Source organism: Mesorhizobium sp. WSM4823, assembly GCF_055811195.1.
Genome location: NZ_JBVVQL010000005.1, coordinates 121,942 through 143,057 on the forward strand (window position 1 = coordinate 121,942; position 21,116 = coordinate 143,057).

General features: G+C 62.0%; 23 protein-coding genes. 10 read left to right on the plus strand and 13 right to left on the minus strand.

Annotation, left to right across the window (positions count from 1 at the left end):
• Positions 1-12 precede the first annotated feature (12 nt).
• The 3 genes from AC0L26_RS15395 to AC0L26_RS15405 form a co-directional block, all read right to left on the minus strand.
• A complete protein-coding gene (locus AC0L26_RS15395) occupies positions 13-687 on the minus strand; it encodes a LuxR C-terminal-related transcriptional regulator (RefSeq protein WP_473633307.1) in 675 nt (224 codons plus the stop codon).
• On the minus strand, positions 687-2,096 hold the full coding sequence (locus AC0L26_RS15400; RefSeq protein ID WP_473633308.1) for a sensor histidine kinase: 1,410 nt from the start codon (positions 2,094-2,096) through the stop codon (positions 687-689). Before AC0L26_RS15400 ends, AC0L26_RS15395 begins: the two co-directional genes overlap by 1 nt.
• Before the next feature lie 298 nt (positions 2,097-2,394).
• The gene (locus AC0L26_RS15405; RefSeq protein ID WP_473633309.1) at positions 2,395-2,673 is read right to left on the minus strand and encodes a DUF3606 domain-containing protein; all 279 of its coding nucleotides are present in this window, start codon (positions 2,671-2,673) and stop codon (positions 2,395-2,397) included.
• A gap of 221 nt (positions 2,674-2,894) precedes the next feature.
• Between AC0L26_RS15405 and AC0L26_RS15410 the strand changes: the two genes are divergently transcribed.
• Together AC0L26_RS15410 and AC0L26_RS15415 are read left to right on the plus strand one after the other, a co-directional pair.
• Positions 2,895-3,194, plus strand: coding sequence for a DUF1236 domain-containing protein (locus AC0L26_RS15410; RefSeq protein ID WP_352931734.1), 300 nt, complete (start codon positions 2,895-2,897; stop codon positions 3,192-3,194).
• 71 nt (positions 3,195-3,265) lie between these two features.
• Positions 3,266-3,709 carry a hypothetical protein gene (locus AC0L26_RS15415; RefSeq protein ID WP_473633310.1) on the plus strand — a complete coding sequence of 148 codons (444 nt, stop codon included), beginning with the start codon at positions 3,266-3,268 and terminating at the stop codon, positions 3,707-3,709.
• Between the two features lie 80 nt (positions 3,710-3,789).
• Here AC0L26_RS15415 and AC0L26_RS15420 read toward each other — a convergent pair whose 3' ends face one another.
• Positions 3,790-4,962: an amidohydrolase gene (locus AC0L26_RS15420; protein WP_473633311.1), complete on the minus strand. Its 1,173-nt coding sequence runs from the start codon at positions 4,960-4,962 to the stop codon at positions 3,790-3,792.
• 107 nt (positions 4,963-5,069) lie between these two features.
• Here AC0L26_RS15420 and AC0L26_RS15425 point away from each other — a divergent pair, with 107 nt between their 5' ends.
• The gene (locus tag AC0L26_RS15425) at positions 5,070-5,939 is read left to right on the plus strand and encodes an AraC family transcriptional regulator (protein WP_473633312.1); all 870 of its coding nucleotides are present in this window, start codon (positions 5,070-5,072) and stop codon (positions 5,937-5,939) included.
• 18 nt (positions 5,940-5,957) lie between these two features.
• Entirely contained in the window at positions 5,958-6,389 is a 432-nt protein-coding gene (locus tag AC0L26_RS15430) for a cupin domain-containing protein (protein WP_473633313.1), read from the plus strand.
• A gap of 31 nt (positions 6,390-6,420) precedes the next feature.
• Here AC0L26_RS15430 and AC0L26_RS15435 read toward each other — a convergent pair whose 3' ends face one another.
• From AC0L26_RS15435 to AC0L26_RS15445, 3 genes are read right to left on the minus strand one after another with little or no spacing between them, the layout of a single operon-like run.
• Positions 6,421-6,978 (minus strand): nuclear transport factor 2 family protein, encoded by a 558-nt coding sequence (locus AC0L26_RS15435; protein WP_473633314.1) that lies wholly within the window; start codon positions 6,976-6,978, stop codon positions 6,421-6,423.
• Positions 6,975-7,964: an alpha/beta hydrolase gene (locus AC0L26_RS15440; protein WP_473633315.1), complete on the minus strand. Its 990-nt coding sequence runs from the start codon at positions 7,962-7,964 to the stop codon at positions 6,975-6,977. Before AC0L26_RS15440 ends, AC0L26_RS15435 begins: the two co-directional genes overlap by 4 nt.
• A 55-nt stretch (positions 7,965-8,019) precedes the next feature.
• Positions 8,020-8,523, minus strand: a complete 504-nt coding sequence (locus AC0L26_RS15445; protein ID WP_473633316.1) for a nuclear transport factor 2 family protein — start codon at positions 8,521-8,523, stop codon at positions 8,020-8,022.
• Positions 8,524-8,650: 127 nt separating this feature from the next.
• Between AC0L26_RS15445 and AC0L26_RS15450 the strand changes: the two genes are divergently transcribed.
• The 3 genes from AC0L26_RS15450 (at position 8,651) to AC0L26_RS15460 (ending at position 10,924) form a co-directional block, all read left to right on the plus strand.
• A complete protein-coding gene (locus AC0L26_RS15450; RefSeq protein ID WP_473633317.1) occupies positions 8,651-9,559 on the plus strand; it encodes a LysR family transcriptional regulator in 909 nt (302 codons plus the stop codon).
• 103 nt (positions 9,560-9,662) lie between these two features.
• The gene (locus AC0L26_RS15455; RefSeq protein ID WP_473633318.1) at positions 9,663-10,427 is read left to right on the plus strand and encodes a copper homeostasis protein CutC; all 765 of its coding nucleotides are present in this window, start codon (positions 9,663-9,665) and stop codon (positions 10,425-10,427) included.
• Positions 10,424-10,924 carry a GNAT family N-acetyltransferase gene (locus tag AC0L26_RS15460; protein WP_473633319.1) on the plus strand — a complete coding sequence of 167 codons (501 nt, stop codon included), beginning with the start codon at positions 10,424-10,426 and terminating at the stop codon, positions 10,922-10,924. The genes AC0L26_RS15455 and AC0L26_RS15460 overlap by 4 nt, the downstream gene beginning before the upstream one ends.
• A 15-nt stretch (positions 10,925-10,939) precedes the next feature.
• On the opposite strand, the gene AC0L26_RS15465 is transcribed toward AC0L26_RS15460, so the two are convergent.
• The 5 genes from AC0L26_RS15465 to AC0L26_RS15485 all read right to left on the minus strand — a co-directional run bounded on the left by AC0L26_RS15465 (position 10,940) and on the right by AC0L26_RS15485 (position 16,777).
• Positions 10,940-11,962, minus strand: coding sequence for an acyltransferase family protein (locus tag AC0L26_RS15465; RefSeq protein ID WP_473633320.1), 1,023 nt, complete (start codon positions 11,960-11,962; stop codon positions 10,940-10,942).
• Positions 11,963-12,190: 228 nt separating this feature from the next.
• Positions 12,191-12,988, minus strand: a complete 798-nt coding sequence (locus tag AC0L26_RS15470) for an FAD binding domain-containing protein (protein ID WP_473633321.1) — start codon at positions 12,986-12,988, stop codon at positions 12,191-12,193.
• Positions 12,989-13,104: 116 nt separating this feature from the next.
• A complete protein-coding gene (locus AC0L26_RS15475) occupies positions 13,105-15,453 on the minus strand; it encodes a xanthine dehydrogenase family protein molybdopterin-binding subunit (protein WP_473633322.1) in 2,349 nt (782 codons plus the stop codon).
• 138 nt (positions 15,454-15,591) lie between these two features.
• On the minus strand, positions 15,592-16,083 hold the full coding sequence (locus AC0L26_RS15480; protein ID WP_473633323.1) for a (2Fe-2S)-binding protein: 492 nt from the start codon (positions 16,081-16,083) through the stop codon (positions 15,592-15,594).
• Between the two features lie 262 nt (positions 16,084-16,345).
• On the minus strand, positions 16,346-16,777 hold the full coding sequence (locus AC0L26_RS15485; protein ID WP_473633324.1) for a DUF6841 family protein: 432 nt from the start codon (positions 16,775-16,777) through the stop codon (positions 16,346-16,348).
• A gap of 394 nt (positions 16,778-17,171) precedes the next feature.
• Between AC0L26_RS15485 and AC0L26_RS15490 the strand changes: the two genes are divergently transcribed.
• The 3 genes from AC0L26_RS15490 (at position 17,172) to AC0L26_RS15500 (ending at position 20,356) form a co-directional block, all read left to right on the plus strand.
• Entirely contained in the window at positions 17,172-18,167 is a 996-nt protein-coding gene (locus AC0L26_RS15490) for an FIST N-terminal domain-containing protein (RefSeq protein WP_473633545.1), read from the plus strand.
• A gap of 8 nt (positions 18,168-18,175) precedes the next feature.
• On the plus strand, positions 18,176-19,516 hold the full coding sequence (locus AC0L26_RS15495; RefSeq protein ID WP_473633325.1) for an ATP-binding response regulator: 1,341 nt from the start codon (positions 18,176-18,178) through the stop codon (positions 19,514-19,516).
• A gap of 78 nt (positions 19,517-19,594) precedes the next feature.
• A complete protein-coding gene (locus AC0L26_RS15500; RefSeq protein ID WP_473633326.1) occupies positions 19,595-20,356 on the plus strand; it encodes a hypothetical protein in 762 nt (253 codons plus the stop codon).
• Between the two features lie 67 nt (positions 20,357-20,423).
• Here AC0L26_RS15500 and AC0L26_RS15505 read toward each other — a convergent pair whose 3' ends face one another.
• On the minus strand, positions 20,424-21,107 hold the full coding sequence (locus AC0L26_RS15505) for a response regulator (RefSeq protein ID WP_023803603.1): 684 nt from the start codon (positions 21,105-21,107) through the stop codon (positions 20,424-20,426).
• Between the last annotated feature and the right edge of the window lie 9 nt (positions 21,108-21,116).

Consider the following 21,116-nt stretch of genomic DNA (forward strand, 5'->3'; position numbering starts at 1 on the left):
CAGGGCCTTGCTTCATGCAGAATGGCGGACCGGCGAATGCTGACGCTCGGTCGCATCGCGCAATGTCATCGCAGCTTCGGTCCGGTTGCTCACGTTGAGCTTGGAGAGAATGCGCGTCATGTGATGCTTTATGGTTTTCTCGTGCAGGTTCAGCTGAAGACCAATTCGCTTGTTGCTCAATCCTGCGGCCACGAGCGTCAGGATCTCTCTTTCGCGACTGGTAAGTTCGGCTAGCACGTCAGCTTTGGCGGTCGGAATTGATTGGGTAGACAGGTCGACCAGCACGCGCGCCGACAATTGCGGGCAAACATATCTTTCACCTAGCGCCACAGTGCGCAGTATCGCGGCCAGGGTTCTCGATCCGACGCCTTTCAGGACATAGCCTCGTGCCCCGCTCTGCAAGGCAGTCACGACATCCTGGTTCTCCTCCGAAACTGTCAGCATCACAATTTTCAGATCCGGGTGTCGCTGCAGAGCCGGCTCGATCGCGCTCAGGCCCCCTCCAGGCACCGAGATGTCCATCAAGAGAATATCGAGCTGCTGGTCTTCCGATATCCGCAAGGCATCATCTCTGCTGCTGCCTTGCGCAACGATCTCGAAGCCGCCGATCTGCTCGAGAGTGCGCACGACGCCTTCCCTGAACAGCGGGTGGTCGTCGATGACGGCGAGTTTTATGGCTGCTGGCATCACGCCTGTCCCATTTCGACTGTATTGAGAACCATTTTCACCATCGTGCCATTTTGTGAAGATGTTACGGCAAACTGGCCGCCGAGGCTTTCTACCCGCTCACGCAACCCGACGAGCCCCAGCCCTTCAGGGTGGACGATCTTCTGGTCGAAACCGGGGCCGGTATCGGAAACCTCGATAAAAACGCGCTCCCCGTCGAAATGTTTCGCGACCGATTGGCCGGCACCTCCGGCGTGGCGGAAGCCGTTGTTCAGCGCCTCCTGGATGAAACGAAAGATGCAGATCTTGGCCGCTGGCGACAAGGATGTGTGCCCCCCGGTCATGGACAGCATCACTTTGACGCCGGTCCGCTCTTCGTGCGCTCGCACGGCAAGCTCAAGGATTTCGGTCAGCTCGGCATTCTCGACATGCGGCAGCACAAGGCCCTTGCTGACGTTTCTGATTTCTCGCATCGCGTCGTCCAAATTGGCTTTGACGGCTTGCAATTCGCGTGCACGCGCCGCAGCCGGCGTGGCAGGATCGGAAAGCACGGGGCTATCGATCCCCAACGCAGCCAGGGCAACCAGTTGCGCCGGCCCGTCATGCAGGTCCGCTCCGATCCGCCTGAGGTAACGTTCGTTAAGCGCCGTGGCACGCTGCGAAGCACGCTGCACCCGCAATCTCAGCATTCTGTTTTGAGCAAGCAGATCGGAAAGCTCGGCAATGCGCTGCTTCAAGGAGCGACTCTGGGACCGAATCGTGCGGCTGCCGCGAAAAACGATCGCCGAAAGCCCGAGGAAAAAAATCGCGGTGACGGCTGCGACATCGAGCCAGGTCCGAACGAGTGCCTGCCGAAGGTCCTTTTCAAAATCGTTGGCGACCTCGTAGAATTCCAAAACAGCGACGACTTCGCCCGACCATGGCTGAAGCAGTGGATTGTAGATTTCAAGAAGATGCAAGCCGCTGTCCCGCTCAGCCTGGCTATCCGCGTCATCGAGCCTGTCGAATTCAGCGACCATATCGCCTGCAAATGCGGCCCGGAGATTGTCGCTGGGTGGAAAACGCTTCCCTACCAAATCTTTGTTGGTCGAATAGAGGATGGTTCCGTCGCGGCGCCAGAGCTTGAAGGATTGGAGCCTTTTGCCGAGCGCGCCCTGCCCCAGCGTCTCATCCAGCGCATGGGCAACGCTCTCCTCCAGCACTTCGCTCCTCCGCATATCGGGGAGCAGCGGCGCGATGACGCTGTCGACGTAAAGGGCGGTGGCGGAAGCCGAGTTCCGGGTGACTGCGGCTTCGATCTGGCTTGTCACGGAAATTCCCACCACGATCATCGCCGACAGCGAGAATAGTCCGCCCGCGAGTAGGAACTGAGTGGCCAGCGACAGTGCGTTCCATCGATCGATCAGCCTTGTCGCTCTGTATGGCGCCATATCCTCAACGGCCTGGTCGGCGGCACGTCGCGCCAGCGGCGCGATTCGAGAGAACCGGCCAATCTGTTGTCGAACGACGCTAAGCGACGCCATCTTTGATCTGCATTTGATCAATCCCTAGGGAACTTAGGGCTTTACGGATTGGACGGAAACCGTGCCCGGCGGTTTTTTCGCATAAGCCCCACTACCCTCGGTGAGCGAGGCAGCAAAACCATGAAGCGTCAGCTCCGATGCTCTCTCCCCGGGACAGATGGTACAACGCCTGATCGACAATCGCGGCGGAAGGTGCGGTGTATTTTTACTTCTGGTCGCGCAACGCTCTCACCGCTTGAGTAAGGGTCATCCGATCGTTACCGTTCTTTTTGATCAGCCTACTGACCTGGCTGGGCGAAACGCCATTTTCTCGCGCGAAATGTTCCACCTCGTAGTACTCGTCGACCGACAGGCGCCTCCGGTCGAGGAAGTCTTGGTTGCTTTTCTCGTCGGCCATTTCCTTTCTCCTGGCGAGTTTAACATTGGCGTGAATGTCGATCAGAAGCAGGCTTGCCGAATGAGGGTATCGGACACCGCTTTCCATGAGATCCTCCCGTAAATTTGCGGCGGAACGAGTCGGGGCTGTCGCGGTTCCGGACCGGTCGGCATCCGGCCCCATTGCGCGCGGCAGGTCAGACTTAAGTCCAACGGCAAGACCTCTCGGATCGGACCGAAGCCCAGCCAAGGAACGTTTGCAGCGGTCTCATGGTTGAGTGGGCCTAGCGCGAAGAATGACGCCAATAGAGCTCACACAAGGAGGCAATCATGAAAATGCGTCTTTCCACTGCAGCCGCGGGATTTCTGCTCTTGGCAGGTATCGGCGCCGCTGCCGCTCAGGACGTGATCATCGCGCCTGAACAGGAGACCGTCATCAGGGAATATGTGGAAAAACAGCCACTCGCATCGGTGGAACTCCCTGGGGTAGAGCTCAATATCGGCTCAACGGTGCCCGAGACGGTCGAGCTTCATGAAGTTCCGGACGTCGAATACCGGTACGTTGTCGTAGACAATCGGACCGTTGTCGTTGATCCAGGCACACGCAAGATCGTCAAAATCATTCAGTGATCTGAACGAGAGGGAGGAGACGCCCGCCGCTTCGAAACGAGCGGCGGGCGATGTGCTATGGGCAGTGTCAAATGCGAACAATCAGCAGACTTTTCGATTCCCACGATGAAGCGGCGCGTGCCGTTGCCGCGCTTCAGGCGGCAGGAATTTCTCACGAACAGATCAGCGTCATCGGACCTTACGATGACGAAATCGGCGCCGTTATGCGCGGTCCGGGCGGTGCCGCCCTGGGCGCGGCAGTTGGTCTGTTAGTCGGCCTGGGTGCTTTTGGAGCCACGGGCATCGACCCTGTCGGAGCGGTGGCTGGCACAGTCCTGGTCGGTGGGGCCTGCGGCGGCTTTGCCGGCGGGCTTCTCCAGGCATTCGCCGATCCTGCCAAAAAGCCGGGTGAGCCGCACGTCATACAAGGCGTCATTTTCGTGATGGCGCATGTCGATGAAGAGCAGGCCAATAAGGCGCAGGCGGCGCTCGGAAATGCCGTTCCCGTAGAGCAACTCGTGGCCACAGCCGGTTGAGAGGCGCTGAGTTGACGCGCAGACGACGAAGCGCGTTCAAATCGGCATTTCTCGCTGAACCTTCAGTTTCCTCCGACGGTTCAGCGCGGGGCAAGCGTCTGCTCGACCAGATTGACGTAGTACCGCATCACGGTCGGGACGATTTGGTCGTTGAAGACATAGCGATCGCCGTGCAGACCTTCGCCGGGGCCGACATCGCCGGCGCCGATCCATACGTAGCAGCCGCCTGCCTCGCGGATCATGAAGGCGAAATCCTCGCAGCCGAGGCTCGGGCTGAACTCGGTCAGGACGTTCTCCGTCCCGACGGTGGCGGCGGCGGCCTCGACGGTGCGGGCTGTCGCGTCAGCCGTGTTGACGAGCGGCGGATAGCCCTTCCTGTAGTCAAGCGTGGCGTTGAGCGAATGGGCCGCAGCAATGCCTCGGGCGATCTCGCCGATCAGCTTCTCGCAATGATCGGAATGACCGGGCTCGAAAAAGCGGCAGGTGCCTTGCAGCCAGACCTTGCTAGGCACGATGTTGCCGACATTGCCGCCATGGATCTGTGTGAGGCTGACGACCAGCGCGCTTTGAGGGTCGACCGAACGGCTGACGATGCGCTGGACGGCCTGGACGAAGGCGGCCGCGGCCAGGATCGGGTCGTCGCCGCGCTGCGGCATGGCGGCATGCGCGCCAAGACCCTCGAAGGTCAGCTCGAAATTGTCGACGGCCGCCATCTGTGCTCCGGCGCGAGCGGCGATCGTGCCGGACTTGAGGCCCGGCCAGTTATGGACGGCAAACATCGCTTCGACGGGGAAACGCTCGAACAGGCCGTCCTCGATCATGCGCATGCTGCCGCCTTCGTTTTCTTCAGCCGGCTGAAAGATGAAGTACACAATGCCGTCGAAGACGCGGGATTGGCTGAGCAGCCTGGCGGCGCCGAGCAGCATAGCGGTGTGGCCGTCATGACCGCAGGCGTGCATTATGCCCTCATTCCTGGAGGCATAGGGCAAGCCGGTCTTCTCCACGACCGGAAGCGCGTCCAGCTCGGCGCGAAGACCGATGGCGCGCGTGCCCGTGCCGCCGCGCAGGACGCCAACAACCCCGGTGCCGCCGATCCCCTCATGAACCTCGTCGAAGCGAAAGGCGCGCAGTTTCTCGGCAACGAAACGCGCCGTTTCGTTTTCATCGAATCCGAGTTCGGGATTGGAATGGATATGATGGCGCCAGGCAATCACCTCTGGCGTCAGGGCGGCGATGGGGTCATTGTGCAGCACGATGCTCTCCTTCCGCGTCGGCAAAGGGGCGGTTTGATCCGGGATCATGATTACAGGGCCACACAAGGGCGTCTTGAACCAGATTGACCGCAGCAGGGACAAAAGCCATGCACGCCACAGAGACCAGGAAGTACTGGCGCCATCCCTGCTTCCCTGATCTTGCCCTGTTCAAGGCGCGCTTCACCCAGCACCGCTACGAACTGCACACGCACCCTACCTATGTGATCGCGCTGATTACGTCTGGCTGCGAACGCATCCGCATCGGCCGCCAAAGCGTTGTCGCTCCGGCAGGCACCATTGCCGTTGTCAATCCCGAGGAGTGGCATGACGGCGAGCAGGGTGCGGATGAAGGCTGGGCCTATCGGACCTTTTATCCCTCGGTGCCGCTGATGACGGCGGTCGCCCGTGAGTTGGGCGGGAATGGCGCTCCGGTCTTCACACGCGCGATCATCGAAGACAGCCATCTCGCAGCAGCGTTGGCGGCGGCGCATGAAGGCTCGACGTCCCAGGACGCAACGCAAGCCGAGGCGTCCCTGTTCGTCGCATTGAGGCGTCTTATCCTCCGGCATGGCGATTGGAGCGGGCGAACCGAGGAGGTCGAAAACTCGGGATCGCGACAAAGGTTCTCGCTCTACCAGGACCTTGTCGAAAGCGAACTTGGCTCGCAGCTCGGCCTGCAGCGGCTTGCTGGCGCCGCGTGTGTCACCCGGTTCCAGGTCATCCGGGATTTCAAGAAGGCGATTGGCCTGACGCCCGCGGCCTATATCCGCGACCGGAGATTGCGCCGCGCCAGCTCCTTGATCGAACAGGGGCTCGGCCTCGCCGATGCAGCCATTGCTGCGGGTTTCGCCGACCAGAGCCATCTTTCCCGCACGTTCCGGGCGACGCGCGGCATGACGCCAGGCATGTTCAGGAGAGGTGGCGAGGCGCTCCTGAACAGCCAAGCTTGCGTGCGAATGCTCGCCGCGCAATGCTGACGCAACTCGGGGGGAATCATGCAAAAAATCTTGGCATCTGCGCTGCTGCTAACGGCAGCCCTGTCCGCAACCGCCGCGCACGCGCTGGACGCCAGCGGCACCCCGGTTGTTGTGACCCCGCTTGCCTCGCGTACCGAGACGGCGTCCGGCCAGCCGATCACGCTGCCGCAGAAGAACGTTCAGGTGCTGGTTTCGTCCTATGAGATCGCGCCGGGTGCGACGTTACCGGTCCACAAGCACCCGTTCCCCCGCTATGCCTATGTCGAGGATGGAACGCTTCAGGTCACCAATGTCGAGACCGGCAAGAGCACCACGTACAAGTCAGGCGATTTCATCATCGAAATGATCGGGCAGTGGCATCAGGCTACGAATGTCGGTGCAGATCCGGTCAAGCTGCTGGTCATCGATCAGGTCGAAGAAGGCACCAAGAACACGGTGTTGCGCCAATAGCTGGCAACAGTGGTGGCTACCAGCCGGCTGCTCAATTCGCCGCCGCATTCACCCGGTCCGCAGCGCTGGCCAGAACGGCGCGGTCCCCTTCTTCGTACAGGCGGCGGATGGAGATGGCGCTGACGCGCCAGCCTTCTGGTGTGCGCACCAGCCGGTGGAGATAGCTGGCGCCGACCGTCCAGAACCGGGTGTCGATCCAGTGGGTCGCGCGAACATGGCTGCGCGCGACCGCATCGTTACCCGCGCCTTCGACAACGATGTTGGTGATGAGGTGCTGCGTAGCGTCGAACCCCGGCAGCAGACCCTGCCACTGAGCGATCAGCGCGTCGCGGTCGCTGGTCGCGGCCTCGCCGCCGAAAAGGCTGGTATAGTCGGTTGTCACGCGGGCCGCAAAATAGGATCTGACCCGGTTCCATTCGCCCAAATCGGCATAGAGGCCGATCCCCGCCACGGCCTCGGCGATGGCGGTCCTGTCTTCGACCGTCAGCGCAGCCGTGGGCTGCGACGCGCTCAAAGCGGGTGAACCGGCAAGCGTCGCGGCGAAGACTGCCGAGGCCAAGACGACGTGCCGGCGGCTGACGCAGTTCATTGTCCCGCCTCCCCCACATTGTCCAGCCCCGCATCGCTCAGCGTGGCGCGGAAGTGCGCAGCGACGGCGTCGCTCGCGGCCTTCACCGGCGCGGCGCCGTCGTAGAAATCGAACTGGCTGACATTGTCGAGCCACAGCTCATGCTTGGAGCTGGTCAGCCGCGCGTAGAATTTGTGCGCACCCTGCGGGATGGCAGCCGCCTCGCTATGGACCATCAGAAAGGGCTGGCGCAGGCGCGGAGCAGCCTGGATCGCGTCGAACGCCAGCCAGCCGCGCCAGAAGGCCGGATCGGCCTCGTTGCGCCAGGCCGGGATCATGCCGCGACCGGGCTCGGTGTAATAAGGTACCTTGAACATGATCGCCCGCTCATCGGTCAGGCTCGCGGCGGGCAGGAATGCCTGCTTGCCGGTGCTGCGATACGCAGCCTCGGCCGCATCGCCGACCGCTTTGAGCTGCGCGACGCCGTTCTTGCCGCCATAGGTCTGTTCGACCACATCGGCGTCGTGCAGCCAGGGTGCGACGAGAGCGACCGAGTTGATCGCCGTATTTTTAGCGGCGGCAGTGACCATGTAGCCGGAGCTGGCGCAAATGCCGAGCCCGCCGATGCGGTCCTTGTCGGTCTCGGGCCGGGTCGCGAGATAGGCGACCGCCGCCTCGATATCGGCGATCTTGGCGCTAGGATCCTCATATTGGCGACGTGCGCCGCCGCTTTCGCCCCATCCGCGAAAATCGAAGGTCAAGGCGACGAAGCCGCGGTCGGCCATCTCGCGGGCGTAGCGGGCCGGCATCTGTTCCTTCACCGTCATCCAGGCGCCGGTCACCACCAGCGCGGGCCGAGGTTTCGCCGCATCGATATCCTCTGGCAGATAGAGGTCGCCGACGATCTGCTCACCGCGCGAGGCGAAAGTGACGCGCTCGACGGCGGCGAATGCATTGGAAGCAACCGCGACGGCGGTTGCTGCGGCTAGCGTCAGGGTTTTCAGCATCGCAAGTCTCCTTTGGCTTGGAGCGAGAAGCGCGGCGCGACGGAAGGCAGCCGTCTCAGCGGTCATCCGCCAGTCGGCCGGGCAGTGGCTTCAGCGGGTAGTGCGCCCAGTAGAAGGCGTCCGACTGGTGCATGTCGGTCAAAAAATTCTGTGCTTCAGTGATCTTACCGTCCCTGATGCGAAACATCAGGGCGTAGAGCTGATCGATCTCGGGACCTGAGCCGACGTTCGACCAGCCGCGGTGGATGTCGACGACGAGATCGCCCTGCGCCTGGAAGAAGATCGGCTCGGCCTTGAACTTGCCGTCGGCCAGGCCGCGGAAAAAGGCGACCACCTCCTCCGGCCCCCGCTTGTCGCCGGCGAGCGGATGATGGCCGGGAATGCGCCAGACGATGTCGGGCGCGAGGAAGGGCCGCACGGCCTCCGGGTTCCCGGTCGCATAAGCCGCGTAATAGTCCTTGATCAGCTGGATGTTGCGGTCTTCCTGCGGACCGCTATTGGCGGGGACGGCGGACACCGCCAGGAAAACGCCGGCGGCGAGCGAAGCGAGCCTGGTCATCGGTCCTTGTCTCCTTACCTGTTCGAGCTGTCGCAACAGCGAAGCCCACTGGTCGAACCACCATGACGCTTTTTGTTCACCGGAAAAACCCGTATAGTTCGACAAGGCTATTTGGAATATCCTCACAATGCGCCTCGACCAGTTCAGCGGCATCGTCGCCTTCGTGAAGGTCGCGCAGGTCAAGAGCTTCACCCGCGCCGCCGCCGAACTCGGCGTCGCTCCGGCCTCGTTGAGCGAGGCCGTCAAGGGGCTCGAGGAGCGTCTGGGGATACGGCTCCTCAACCGCACGACCCGCAGCGTCGGCTTGACCGAAGCCGGTGCCCACTACCTCGACCACGTGCGCCCGGCGGCCGAAGAGATCTGGGCGGCAGGCGCGGCGCTGCGCGAGACCCGCGATCGCCCCGCCGGCACGCTGCGCCTGAGTCTACCGTGGATCGCCGCGCCGCTGCTGATCGAGCCGCTGATGGGACCGTTCATGGACGCCTACCCGGACGTGCGGCTTAGCCTGATCTTCGACGACAATTTCGTCGATATCGCCGCTCAGGGTTTCGATGCCGGCCTGCGGATCGGCGAGCTTCTCGAGAAGGATATGATCGGTGCGCGTCTGGGTGGGCCGCTGCAGACGGTCGTGCTGGGCAGCCCGGATTATCTGGCGCGCAACGGCACGCCCACGCGGCCCACCGACCTCGCCGCCCACCACTGCATCGCCTTTGCCTTCACCCGCACCCGCGCAATCTCGCCCTGGGAGTTCGTCGTCGATGGACGCCAGGTCGAGTTCACGCCCGACGCACGTCTGATCGTGAACACGCTTCCGCTCTGCATCACAGCCGCCGCGCAAGGGCTTGGCCTTGCCTTCGCCGTCGAAGGCCTGGCTGCGCCGCTTCTCGCCTCAGGCGCCCTGGTCAAAGTGCTGGAGCCTTTCTGTCCCACCTACGAACCGCTCCACCTCTATTATCCCAGTCGCCGCCTCGTCCCGCCGAAGCTGCGGGCCTTCATCGACTTCGTGCGCGCGAACGCTCACAATTTGCGGATCTGATGCGCGGCCGCGGCCAAGTAGCGGCTGAGCCGGCAATTCCAGCTTTCGCGGCAGTAGACCCAATGCTAGGGCAGGATCAGCCGAATTGCCCAATGGATGCCCTGTGACCCACATCGACCGCCCTCGCCTGCCGCTGATCGAAATCTGCGTCGAAGGCATAGACGGCCTGCTCGCCGCCCAGGCCGCCGGCGCCGACCGGGTCGAGCTCTGCGCCAGCCTGATCGAAGGTGGCATCACGCCAAGCTTCGGCACCGTGCGCGCCGCCCTCGAACTTGCGACGATCCCGTTCCACGTCATCGTGCGGCCGCGCGGCGGCGATTTTCTCTACAGCGAGGCTGAATACAGCTCGATGCTCGCCGATGTCAGCGCGCTGCGCGAGCTTGGCGTGGCCGGCGTCGTCGTCGGCTGCCTGAACGCCGACGGCACTATCGACGAAAAGCGCATGAGCGAATTGGTGCAGGCGGCAGGACCCTTGAACGTCACCTGCCACCGCGCCTTCGACATGGCGCGCGATCCGGCCGAGGCTTTGGAAGCGCTGATCCGCAGCAAGATCGGCCGCGTGCTGACCAGCGGCCAGCGCGACACCGCATTGGAAGGCGTGACCCTGCTGGCGGACCTCGTCCGGCAGGCCGGGAAGCGCATCATCATTCTCGGCTGCGGCGGGCTCGATTCTGGGAATATCGCTGAAGTGCGGGAAAGAGCCGGGCTGAGCGAAATGCATTTCGCCGCGCTTAAGGACGTGCCGAGCGCCATGCGCTACCGCAACCCGCATGTGGGCATGGGCGGCGCCGACCTCGACCGCGAGTACCGCAACACGGTGACCGACGAAGCGCTGGTGGCGGCGACGATTGCGGCAGCGAGAACATGATCATCGACACACCCTCGCAGATCGACCGGGTCTCACCGCAGGATGAGCCGGCCGTCCTCGCCCTCAACAACGAGCACGCGGCCGAGTTGTCGTGGCTTGAGCCGGAACGCTTGTCCTTCCTGCTCGGCGAAGCGTTTTATGCGCGCCGCATCGGTGCGCTCGAAGCCTTCATCATGACGTTCGACCAGGACGCAAGCTACGACAGCCCTAACTTCCTCTGGTTCCGCGAGCGCTATCCGCGCTTCGTCTATGTCGACCGCGTCGTTGTGGCAGGTCACGCGCGTGGCCGTGGCCATGCCCGCAGGCTCTATGAGGATCTGTTCGACCATGCATTGCATGCCGGCCAGACCATCGTCACTTGCGAGGTGAATGCCGATCCGCCCAATCCGGCCTCGGATGCCTTTCACGCAGCGCTCGGCTTCATCGAGGTCGGCGACGCGGTGATCCACGGCGGCAAGAAAGCAGTGCGCTACTATACCAGGCAGATCACCGGGTAAGACGACGGCGCCAGCCTACCAGTTGCGGTTCAGCCAGGTGCGGGCCGGCTTTTCAACGATGTAATAGCTGCACAAGGCGCAAGCGAACGCGCCGGCCAGCATCAGCAGCGGCGCGCTGCCCTGCGCATAGACGAATTTGTAGAATGGCTGCTGCCACAGATAGAGCGAATACGACCACAGCCCCAGCGTCGCCATCGGCCAGGAGGACAGGAATCCGGTCAGGTACCGAGTGCTGAAATCGAGCGAATTGACGGCGAGCGCCAACAGCGGCACCGCAATCAGATAGTGGATTGGCGTCGGCACCGTATCCATGAACAGAAGGACCGCGCCGACGGACGCCGCAAAGGCGACATGCGGCCCTTTGAACAAGGCCGGCAGCCCGTCGTCGGCCTTGAGCAGGCATATGACCGCCGACAGCAGGATCGAGGCGATGTGCACGTCGGTCCGCCAATAGGTGGTTTCGTAGTCCATTCCGAAGACCCAGTACGAAATCGCGCCGTTCGCCATAGCCAGCACCGACAGCGCGCTGAGCAGCATGACGACGCGGGCACGTCCCGAAACGACAAAGCTGATCAGCGCCAGGATGACATAGGCGTGTTCTTCGACGCACAGCGACCAGATATGGTCGAGCGCGCCGGCGCGGGTGACGAGAATCCCGGCATAATTGTAGGTGAAGGTCAGCGCCGTCAGCGCCGCCTTCCACTTGAAGGCGAGAAATGTACCGGCCAAGGCAACCATCGAAGCGATGACGAAAACCAGCAGCGCCGGATAGATGCGAGAGAACCGGCGCTTGAAGAACGCCTTGAGCGGATAGTGTTCGACAAAGAGTATCTCGGCCATCAGCCGGCCGCTGAGCACGAAGAAGAACTCGACGCCCATGACGCCGAGGTTGATTCCGGGAACGGGAAAGAAATGGCCGATCAGCACCAGTGCGATCGACAGGCCGCGCCATCCGTCGAGATAGGCCAGCCTTGTTCTCGACGATGTGTCGGCGGCGGGCCGAGACACGACAAGCTGCGTCGCGGAGATATCCGTCATGCCGGTCCCTTCGCATTGAACGATGCGAAAGGGCTGCAGGCTATGACTGTGCGCTCCGAGCCCCGGCTCGCATTTCCTCCAGGCATATTGCAGTGCAATGCAGCGTTGTGCAAGTGCGAGATGGCAACACTCCGGCATGTCCTGCCGTCAGGTCCGAGGGCAACGAAAAAGGGGCCGCGAAGGCCCCTTCCAATAGCTGGCAATCCCAAGACCCGGCAATCGGTCTCTTCAGGCGTTGGCGGCAGCCACGGCGCGCTTGGCCATTACCACGATCAGATTGGCGCGATAATCGGCCGAGGCGTGGATGTCGCTCATCAGATTATTCGCGGGCACTTTCACACCGCTGAGAGCAGCGGCGTCGAAGTTCGAGGCAAGCGCCGCCTCGATTTCCTTGGAACGGAACACGCCGTCGTCGCCGGCCCCGGTGACGGCGACACAGACCCCGTCCGCTCCCTTGGCCACGAACACACCGACGATCGCGTAGCGAGATGCCGGATTGCGGAATTTTTCATAGGCCGCCTTGGATGGCGCAGTGAAGGTCACCGCGGTGACGATCTCGCCGTCCTCCAGCGCCGTCTCGAACAGGCCCTTGAAGAATGTGGCAGCGGCGATCTCGCGCTTGTTGGTGATGATTTTGGCGTCGAGTGCAAGAAGTGCCGCCGGATAATCGGCCGCCGGGTCGTTGTTGGCGATCGAGCCGCCGATCGTGCCTCTATAGCGCACCGCCGGATCGCCGATCAGAGAAGCCATGTGGGCCAAAGCCGGACAGGCGCTCTTCAGTTTCTCGTCGCGGGCGACTTCGTAATGCGTGGTGCCGGCGCGAATGGTGATCGTGCTGCCCGACACCTCGATGCCTTTCAATTCCCCGATATGCGAAAGGTCGACGAGGTCGGACGGTGCGGCAAGCCGCGTCTTCATCGCCGGGATCAGCGTCATGCCGCCCGACAGCAGCTTCGCATCGCCGCTCTCGAGCAGCTTGACGGCATCGGCGACCGAGGCGGCGCGGTGATAGTTGACTGCGTACATTGTCTTTCTCCCTTCGGGGAAAGGAGCGAATAGGGAGTAGCAAGTAGCGAATAGGGCCCACCCCGACGCACCGCTCTATCTTCCCTATTCGCTACTCCCTATTCGCTATTTGCTTATCAGTGTTTCGTCGCCCGGATCGCTGCCCAGACCGTGGACGGCGATGCCGGCATGGCGATGTCGGTTATACCGATGGCGTCGGTGATGGCGTTGATCACCGCCGGCGGTGAGCCGATGGCGCCGGCCTCACCGCAACCCTTGATGCCGAGCGGATTGCCCGGGCATGGCGTGTTCGAGGTCGAGACCACGAACGACGGGAGATCGTCGGCGCGCGGCATGCTGTAATCCATATAGCTGGCCGTCAGCAGCTGGCCGCTGGCGTCGTAGTTAGCGCCTTCCAGCAAGGCCTGGCCGATGCCTTGCGCGATGCCGCCATGCACCTGACCTTCGACGATCATCGGGTTGATGATGTTGCCGAAATCGTCGGCGGCGACGAACTGGACGATCTCGGTCACGCCGGTCTCCGGATCGATCTCGACCTCGCAGACGTAGCAACCGGCCGGGAAAGTGAAGTTCGACGGGTCGTAGAATGAGGTCTCCTTCAGCCCCGGCTCCATACCGCCGGGCAAATTATGCGCGGTGTAGGCGGCAAGCGCCATCTGGAACCATGGCACGCTTTTGTCGGTGCCGGTGACCTTCAGGGCACCGTCTTCGATGACGATGTCGCCCTCGTCGGCTTCGAGCAGATGCGCGGCGATCTTCTTGGCCTTGGCCTCGACCTTGTCGAGCGCCTTGGCGACGGCCGACATGCCGACGGCGCCCGAGCGCGAACCATAGGTGCCCATGCCCATCTGCACCTTGTCGGTATCGCCATGGACGATCGAGACGCTGTCTATCGGCACGCCGAAGCGCTGGTTGACCAGCTGCGCGAAAGTGGTCTCATGGCCCTGGCCGTGGCTGTGCGAGCCGGTCAGCACCTCGATGGTGCCGGCGGCATTGACGCGCACCTCGGCACTTTCCCAAAGGCCGACACCCGCTCCAAGACTGCCCACTGCCGCCGACGGCGCCAGGCCGCAGGCCTCGATGTAATTGCTCAAGCCGATGCCGCGCAGCTTGCCTCTCTTGGCGGCGTCGGCCTTGCGCTGGGGAAAACCGGCATAATCGGCAGCCGCCATCGCCGCGTCGAGCGAAGCGGCGTAATCGCCGGCGTCATAGTTCATGATGACCGGCGTCTGGTGCGGGAACGATGTGATGAAGTTCTTTCGGCGAAGCTCCGCCGGCGATACGCCCAATTCGCGTGCGGCGGTCTCGATCGTGCGCTCGAGCAGATAAGTGGCCTCCGGCCGCCCTGCCCCGCGATAGGCGTCGACCGGTGCGGTGTTGGTATAGACGGCGCGCACATTGGCGTGGATCGCTGGAATATCGTACTGGCCCGACAACAGCGTCGCGTAGAGATAGGTCGGCACGCACGATGAAAATAGCGACATGTAGGCGCCGAGATTGGCGATGGTGTCGACCTTCAGCCCGGTGATCCTGTTGTTTTTGTCGAAGGCCATCTCCACCGTCGAGACATGGTCGCGGCCATGGGCATCGGTGAGAAAGCTCTCGGTGCGGTCGGCGACCCATTTGATCGGCACGCCGGTCTTCTTCGAGGCCCACAGACAGATGATTTCTTCCGGATAGATGTAGATCTTCGAGCCGAAGCCGCCGCCGACATCCGGCGCGATGACGCGTAGCTTGTTTTCGGGCGCGACATTGTAGAAGGCGCTCATCACCAGACGCGCGAGATGCGGGTTCTGCGAGGTCGTCCAGCAGGTATAATGGTCCTCGGCCTTGTCGTAATAGCCAAGAGCCGCGCGCGGCTCCATGGCGTTGGGCACCAGCCGGTTGTTGACGATCTTCATGCGGGTGATGTGGGCAGCGGCCTTGATAGCCGCGTTGGTCGCCGTGCTGTCGCCGAGCTCCCAGTCGAAAATCAGATTGCCGTCGGCTTCCGGATGGATCTGTGGCGCACTCCTTTCGAGCGCCTTCGGAGCATCGACGACTGCCTTCAGCTCCTCGTAGGCGATGTCGACCGCTTCGGCCGCGTCGCGCGCCTGGCCCTTGGTTTCGGCAATCACGACGACCACCGCGTCGCCGACATAGCGGACCCTGTCGAAGGCCAGCGGCGACCACGCCCCCATCTTCATCGGCGAACCGTCCTTGGAATGGATCATCCAGCCGCAGATGAGATTGCCGATGCCGTCTGCCTTGAGTTCCTTGCCAGTCAGCACGCCGATGACGCCCGGCATGGCCTGCGCCTTGCTAACGTCGATGGTCTTGATCTGCGCATGCGCATGCGGGCTGCGCACGAATGCCGCATGCTTCATGCCGGGAACCACCATGTCGTCGACATAGCGCCCAGCGCCGGTAATGAACCGCTTGTCTTCCTTGCGCGCCACGCGAGCGCCAACACCTTCAATGCCCATCGCAGAAATTCCTCCCGAATTTTTGAAGCGAATAGCGAATAGTGACTAGCGAATAGGAAAGAGAGGGATTGCAAACCCGCAAACGCGAGCCGGGTTTCTACCCTATTCGCTATTCGCCACTCCCTATTCGCCTCTTCCCTACGCCGCTTGCCTGGCCCCGCCCTTGGACATCGTCTCCGATGCGGCGAGGATCGCTTTCACGATGTTGTGGTAGCCGGTGCAGCGGCAGATATTGCCTTCGAGCTCGGCCCGCACGGTGGCCTCGTCTAGGCCTTCGGGGTGACGGTTGACCATGTCGGTCGCCGCCATGATCATGCCCGGCGTGCAGAAACCGCATTGCAGCCCATGATGCTCCCTGAACGCTGCCTGCATCGGATGCAGGTCGGCGCCATCAGCCAAGCCTTCGATCGTCATCACGGTCGACCCGGAGGCCTGCACCGCAAGCATCGTGCAGGATTTGACCGCCTTGCCGTCGACATGGACCACACAGGCGCCGCATTGCGAGGTGTCGCAGCCGACATGCGTGCCGGTGAGGCCGAGATTTTCCCTCAAGAAATGAACCAGAAGCGTACGGTCTTCGGCAGCGCCGCTGACCCGCTTTCCGTTCACCGTCAACGATATTTCCGACATGAAACCTCCCTGGGTGCTACCTTGGTCGTTCTGGCGTCGGTGGTGCCCGAGCCCTCCATCTGTCCGCTATTCTTATACCGCATAAAGCAAGGGAAAAAGTGCCGCGGAATGCCGAGATTGCGAGAATGCAGTTCGTCCCAGAATCCGCATATTGTACTTTCGGTCACGCAAAGGCAGGCAAACGGCGCAACCAAGCGAAAACTTCGATCGCTGTGCGCTGCCGCTTCCGAGCCATGGGCGGCTGGTTTTGGCCACGCCAATTTCAGCCGATGCCGTGCTTTCTGAGAACCTCCCGCTCGTCGCCTGATATCCACCCGAATACTTTAGGCTCGCCGTCCAGCTGCTGCACGAGGTAGTGGACGTCGAAATCTATCGTGACGTCCGGCCGGGCTTTGCGGGCATAGACCGACGTCCAGGCGACATGGGCAACGCAATGATGCTCGTCTATCGGCGAAATGCGAACGTCCCGTATCCGCATCTCCTTCGTGCCGATCGCTCTATAGTGAGCATAGCCTTGTTCCATAACCTGCTTGAGCTGGTCGTCGTTCTTCCCGATCATGACGCCGGCAGGCGACGCCGCAATGAAGGCGGAGGCATAGACCGATACGACCTCATCCATGTCGGCATCGCCGGCGAGGGATTTCCGGAAAAGCTGCTCGTACCTTTCAAACAGCTTCCTGACCTGGGCTTCCATGGATCACGCTCCCTTCAGTGTAGTTCTGGCCTGTGTAGTTCTGGCCAGTGTGGTTTTGGATTTGACGTTTCTGGGTGCTGATGCCGCCAGAAATAGCAGAAACTTCAAATCCGTCATGTTGGCTCATTGCCAAAGCGGCACTTGAAGACAACAATGACTTCGACGCCGGCGCGCTAGACGCGCACAAAAAGAGCGTCGGAGGAAAGTTAGGAGGAAGCCGCTGGCCAGTTCACGGACGCGCTATGCATGCGGCCTGTCGGCGCTCACCACGGATGAGCCCGACGCCAATGCGTTCACCCAGGCAATCGCGGCCGAAGCCGCAGCCATCGATGCCGGCTTCGCCCTGCTCTTTTTCTCCCAGAGCCTGGTCGATGCGGCGGCCCTGTCGGACGCGCTGAAGGTCAACGCGCCGGGATTAGCCTATGCCGGCTGCTCCACCGCCGGCGAAATCACGCCGCGCGGTCTGGAGGAAGGCCAGGTTCTCGCCCTGCTGCTTCCGTCGGCATCGTTTTCGGTCGCAAGCACCATGGTCGACAGTCTCGCTTCGTCGAGCATGGACAGGATCACCGATGAAGTCGGGTCGCTGCGGCGCTCGCTGCAGAGCCGTGTCGGCTACGAACGGACCAACACCACCTTCGCACTCTGCTTCATCGACGGACTGTCCTATGCCGAGGAAGCGGTGACCTCCGCCATTCACTGGGGCCTCGACGATATTCCGCTGATCGGCGGTTCGGCGGGCGACGATCTGAAATTCGAGACGACGCGGCTGATCTCGAACGGCAAGGTTGCCTCCGACAGCGCCATTATCGTGCTGATCACCACTGAAATTCCTTTCCACGTGTTCAAGACCGACAATTTCGTCCCCACCGACGAGAAGCTGGTGGTGACGGCATCCGATCCGGACCACCGCACCGTGCGCGAATTCAATGCCACCAATGCCGCCGAGGAATATGCCGCCTCGGTCGGCGTCATCCCGCAGATGCTGACGCCACTGAGTTTCGCCTCGCACCCGGTGGTGGTGAAAGTGGGCGGCGAATTTTATTGCCGCTCGATTCAGAAGATGCACGCGGACGGTTCGCTGTCGTTCTTCTGCGCCATCGACGATGGCGTCGTCCTTTCCATCGCCCAGCCCAAGAACATGGTAGAATCGACACGTGCCGCCCTTAGGGATGTCGAGGAAAGGCTTGGCAGCATCGACATGATCCTCGGTTTCGACTGTGTGCTGCGCAGGCTCGACGCGCGCAACCGGCAGGTCTTTCGTGAGATTTCGGAACTCTACAAGGTAAACAACGTCATCGGCTTCGGCACCTATGGCGAACAATACCGGTCGATGCATCTGAACCAGACTTTCACCGGCATCGCCTTCGGAGAGCGGCAGGCGGCGGAGTAGGAGGGTTTATGCCGCTCAGGGACATCAACGACCTGGAGAAGCTGAAGAAGATCAACGCAGCCCTTGTCAGCCGTGTCGAGCGGTCGATGGAACAGCAGGGCAACGCGTTCTCGCTGTTCCAGACCGCGATTTCGCTCGAAAATCGAGTGCGCACGCGCACCGAGGAACTGCATTCGACCTTGCGCCGGCTCGAACAGTCGAACATCGATCTGAGCGCGGCCAAGGAAAACGCCGAACTGGCGAACCTGTCCAAGACCAGGTTCCTGGCAGCCGCCAGCCATGACGTGCTGCAGCCGCTAAACGCCGCGCATCTCTCCGTCTCGGCGCTGGCCGAGGTGCAGACCAGCGACGAAGGCAAGAAACTGGTCCGGCAGGTGGAGCGGTCGCTGGAGACGATGGAGGATCTGCTCCGCACCCTGCTCGACATCTCCAAGCTCGACGCCGGCGTCGTGCAGCCCGATATCGGCGACGTCAGCCTGGAGACGCTGTTTTCGTCGCTGCGCTCGGACTTCCAGCCGATCGCGAAGATGAAGGGCCTGACGCTGAAATTCCGGCATGTCAACGCCGTCGTGCGCTCGGACCGCACCTTGCTGCGCCGCATCCTGCAGAACATTCTTTCCAACGCGCTGCGCTATACCCGCTCCGGCGGCGTGCTGGTCGGCACCAGGCATCGCGGCGATACGATCCGCATCGATGTCGCCGACACCGGCTGCGGCATCCCCGACGACCAGCGCGAGGCGGTGTTCGAGGAGTTCCACCGCGGCACAATCCCGACCGATGCCGGGCTTGCCGGCGGCGGGCTGGGATTAGGCCTGGCCATCGTACGCCGTATCGCCGCCGCACTCGGCCATCCCGTGACGTTTTCGTCAAAGGTCGGTCACGGCACGATCTTCCATATCGACGTTCCGGTCGGGATCGGCGCCACAGCCGATGCAATTGCCAGCACCGCCGAGATGGAGCGGCCGCGCGGCTATGGGCTGTTCGGCACAAAGGTGCTGCTGGTCGAGAACGACGTCGAGGTGCTGCAGGCGATGACATCCCTGCTCGAGCGCTGGCAATGCCTGGTGCGCCCCGCCACCTCGACCGATGCTGCACTCGAGATGCTTGGCGATACGGACTGGGTGCCGGACATCGTCATTGCCGATCAGCATCTCGATGGCGGCGATCTCGGCACCACGACGATTGCCGAGGTCCGCGATTATCTCAGCCGCGCCGTGCCGGCGCTGATCGTCACCGCCGACGGTTCGGAGACCGTCGCCAAAGCCGCCCGCGCCGCCGGCATCGAGCTGATGCGCAAGCCGCTGAAACCTGCACAACTGCGCGCCCTGCTGGCGCATTTGCTGGCTTGATCCCCCAAAGACACGGTAGAAGATCGCGAGCGCCAGGAAAAATGGCGTACTGTCACCGTAATACGAAAGTTCACATGTATGAGGTTTTCAGAGTCTCAGCCGCGCCATGTGCTCTGCCTCTTGGGGCCGCAAGGAAGATTTTTTGAGCTTTGTCGCTTGATTCAGTCGGCAATCGACGACTTCGCCCCCGGATTTGAGATTGACACAAAGTTTTCGCAGGACGCGCCGGATGATCGCATGTCAGTGTCCTTTGGTGTGTCTTGGGATCGTGTGCATGAGGGTGCACGGACTGAAGAGGACCAAGAGGCGGTACTTGAACATGGCTGCGTGATTTATGTGCTTGGTCCCCATATGGACACAGAAAATGCCGTTGAGACGTCCGCGAGTGCTCTTCGCCTAATCGTCCATGCATTGGATAATGGCGCTACCGCCGCGAAGGGAGAGAGTGCTGGCGTTGCGCACGGTGCCGCCCGGTGGAAGCAGCTTGGTCGAGATGCCGAACACCATATGGAAAGCGTAGCTTTGGCTCGCCTCTGCCGCCTTGCCTTCAGCAAGCGGCCGGTAAGTGATGGAGAGTTCCTCTGCAGCGTCGGCTTCCATCTTATCGGGCTGCCCGAGGTTTTCGTGCCAAGGAGCCTCTCGGATGATGAACTGGTGCTCAGCTCTATAATTGACAGCATTGCCGAGGAGATATTCACTGAGGGCGTCGAGATGGTTTTAGCCCGCCACGGTGCGATGTTGCTACCAGTCGACGAGTATGACGAAGACGACTTCAAATATAATCCCTACGGTGCCATCTACTTGAGCCCTGGCATCAAATTGGATTCCCAAATCAATTGAGGCATGAAGGAGAATAACTCTGATGCACACCGAGGTGGTGTCATGAGTGACCGAGGGCTATCTGCTCTCAAAACCCCGCCTGGCCGCGAAACAGCTCGGCACTGTCGAGCTTCGAAACCTCGATGACGGCTTGCGTGCGGCTGTAGACGTTGAGCTTGCGCAGGATCTCGGAGACATGCGCCTTGACGGTGGTCTCGCCGACCTGTAGCTCGTAGGCGATCTGCTTGTTGAGCAAGCCCTGGCGCAGCATCTGCAGCACTCGCAATTGCTGCGGCGTCAGTTTGGCGAGGCGCTGCACCATCTCGGCGCGGTCGGTGCTGTCGGCGTCCGGCGGCTGGCCTTCATAGGTTTCGGGCACGTAGATCGCGCCTTCCATCACCGAGCGGATGGCGGCGGCCAGATCGCTCTTGCGCGCCGATTTCGGGATGAAACCGGCCGCGCCATAGGACAGCGCCTCGGAAATGATCTTGGGCTCCTCATGCCCCGAAACGATGACCACCGGCAGGCGCGGATAGCGGGTCCGAAGTTGCAGCAGCCCGTCGAAGCCATGCACATCAGGCATGCTGAGGTCGAGCAGCGCGAGATCGAATGGTTTCGCGTCAGCCAGAAGCTCAAATGCCTCTGTGATCGAACGCGCCTCGACAGTGTCGACGTCCGGATAGGCCATTTGCACGGCGCTATGCAGCGCCTCGCGAAACAGCGGGTGGTCGTCGATGATCAGAAACCGGGCGCGATCGTTGACTGCGGTCATGGCATTCGT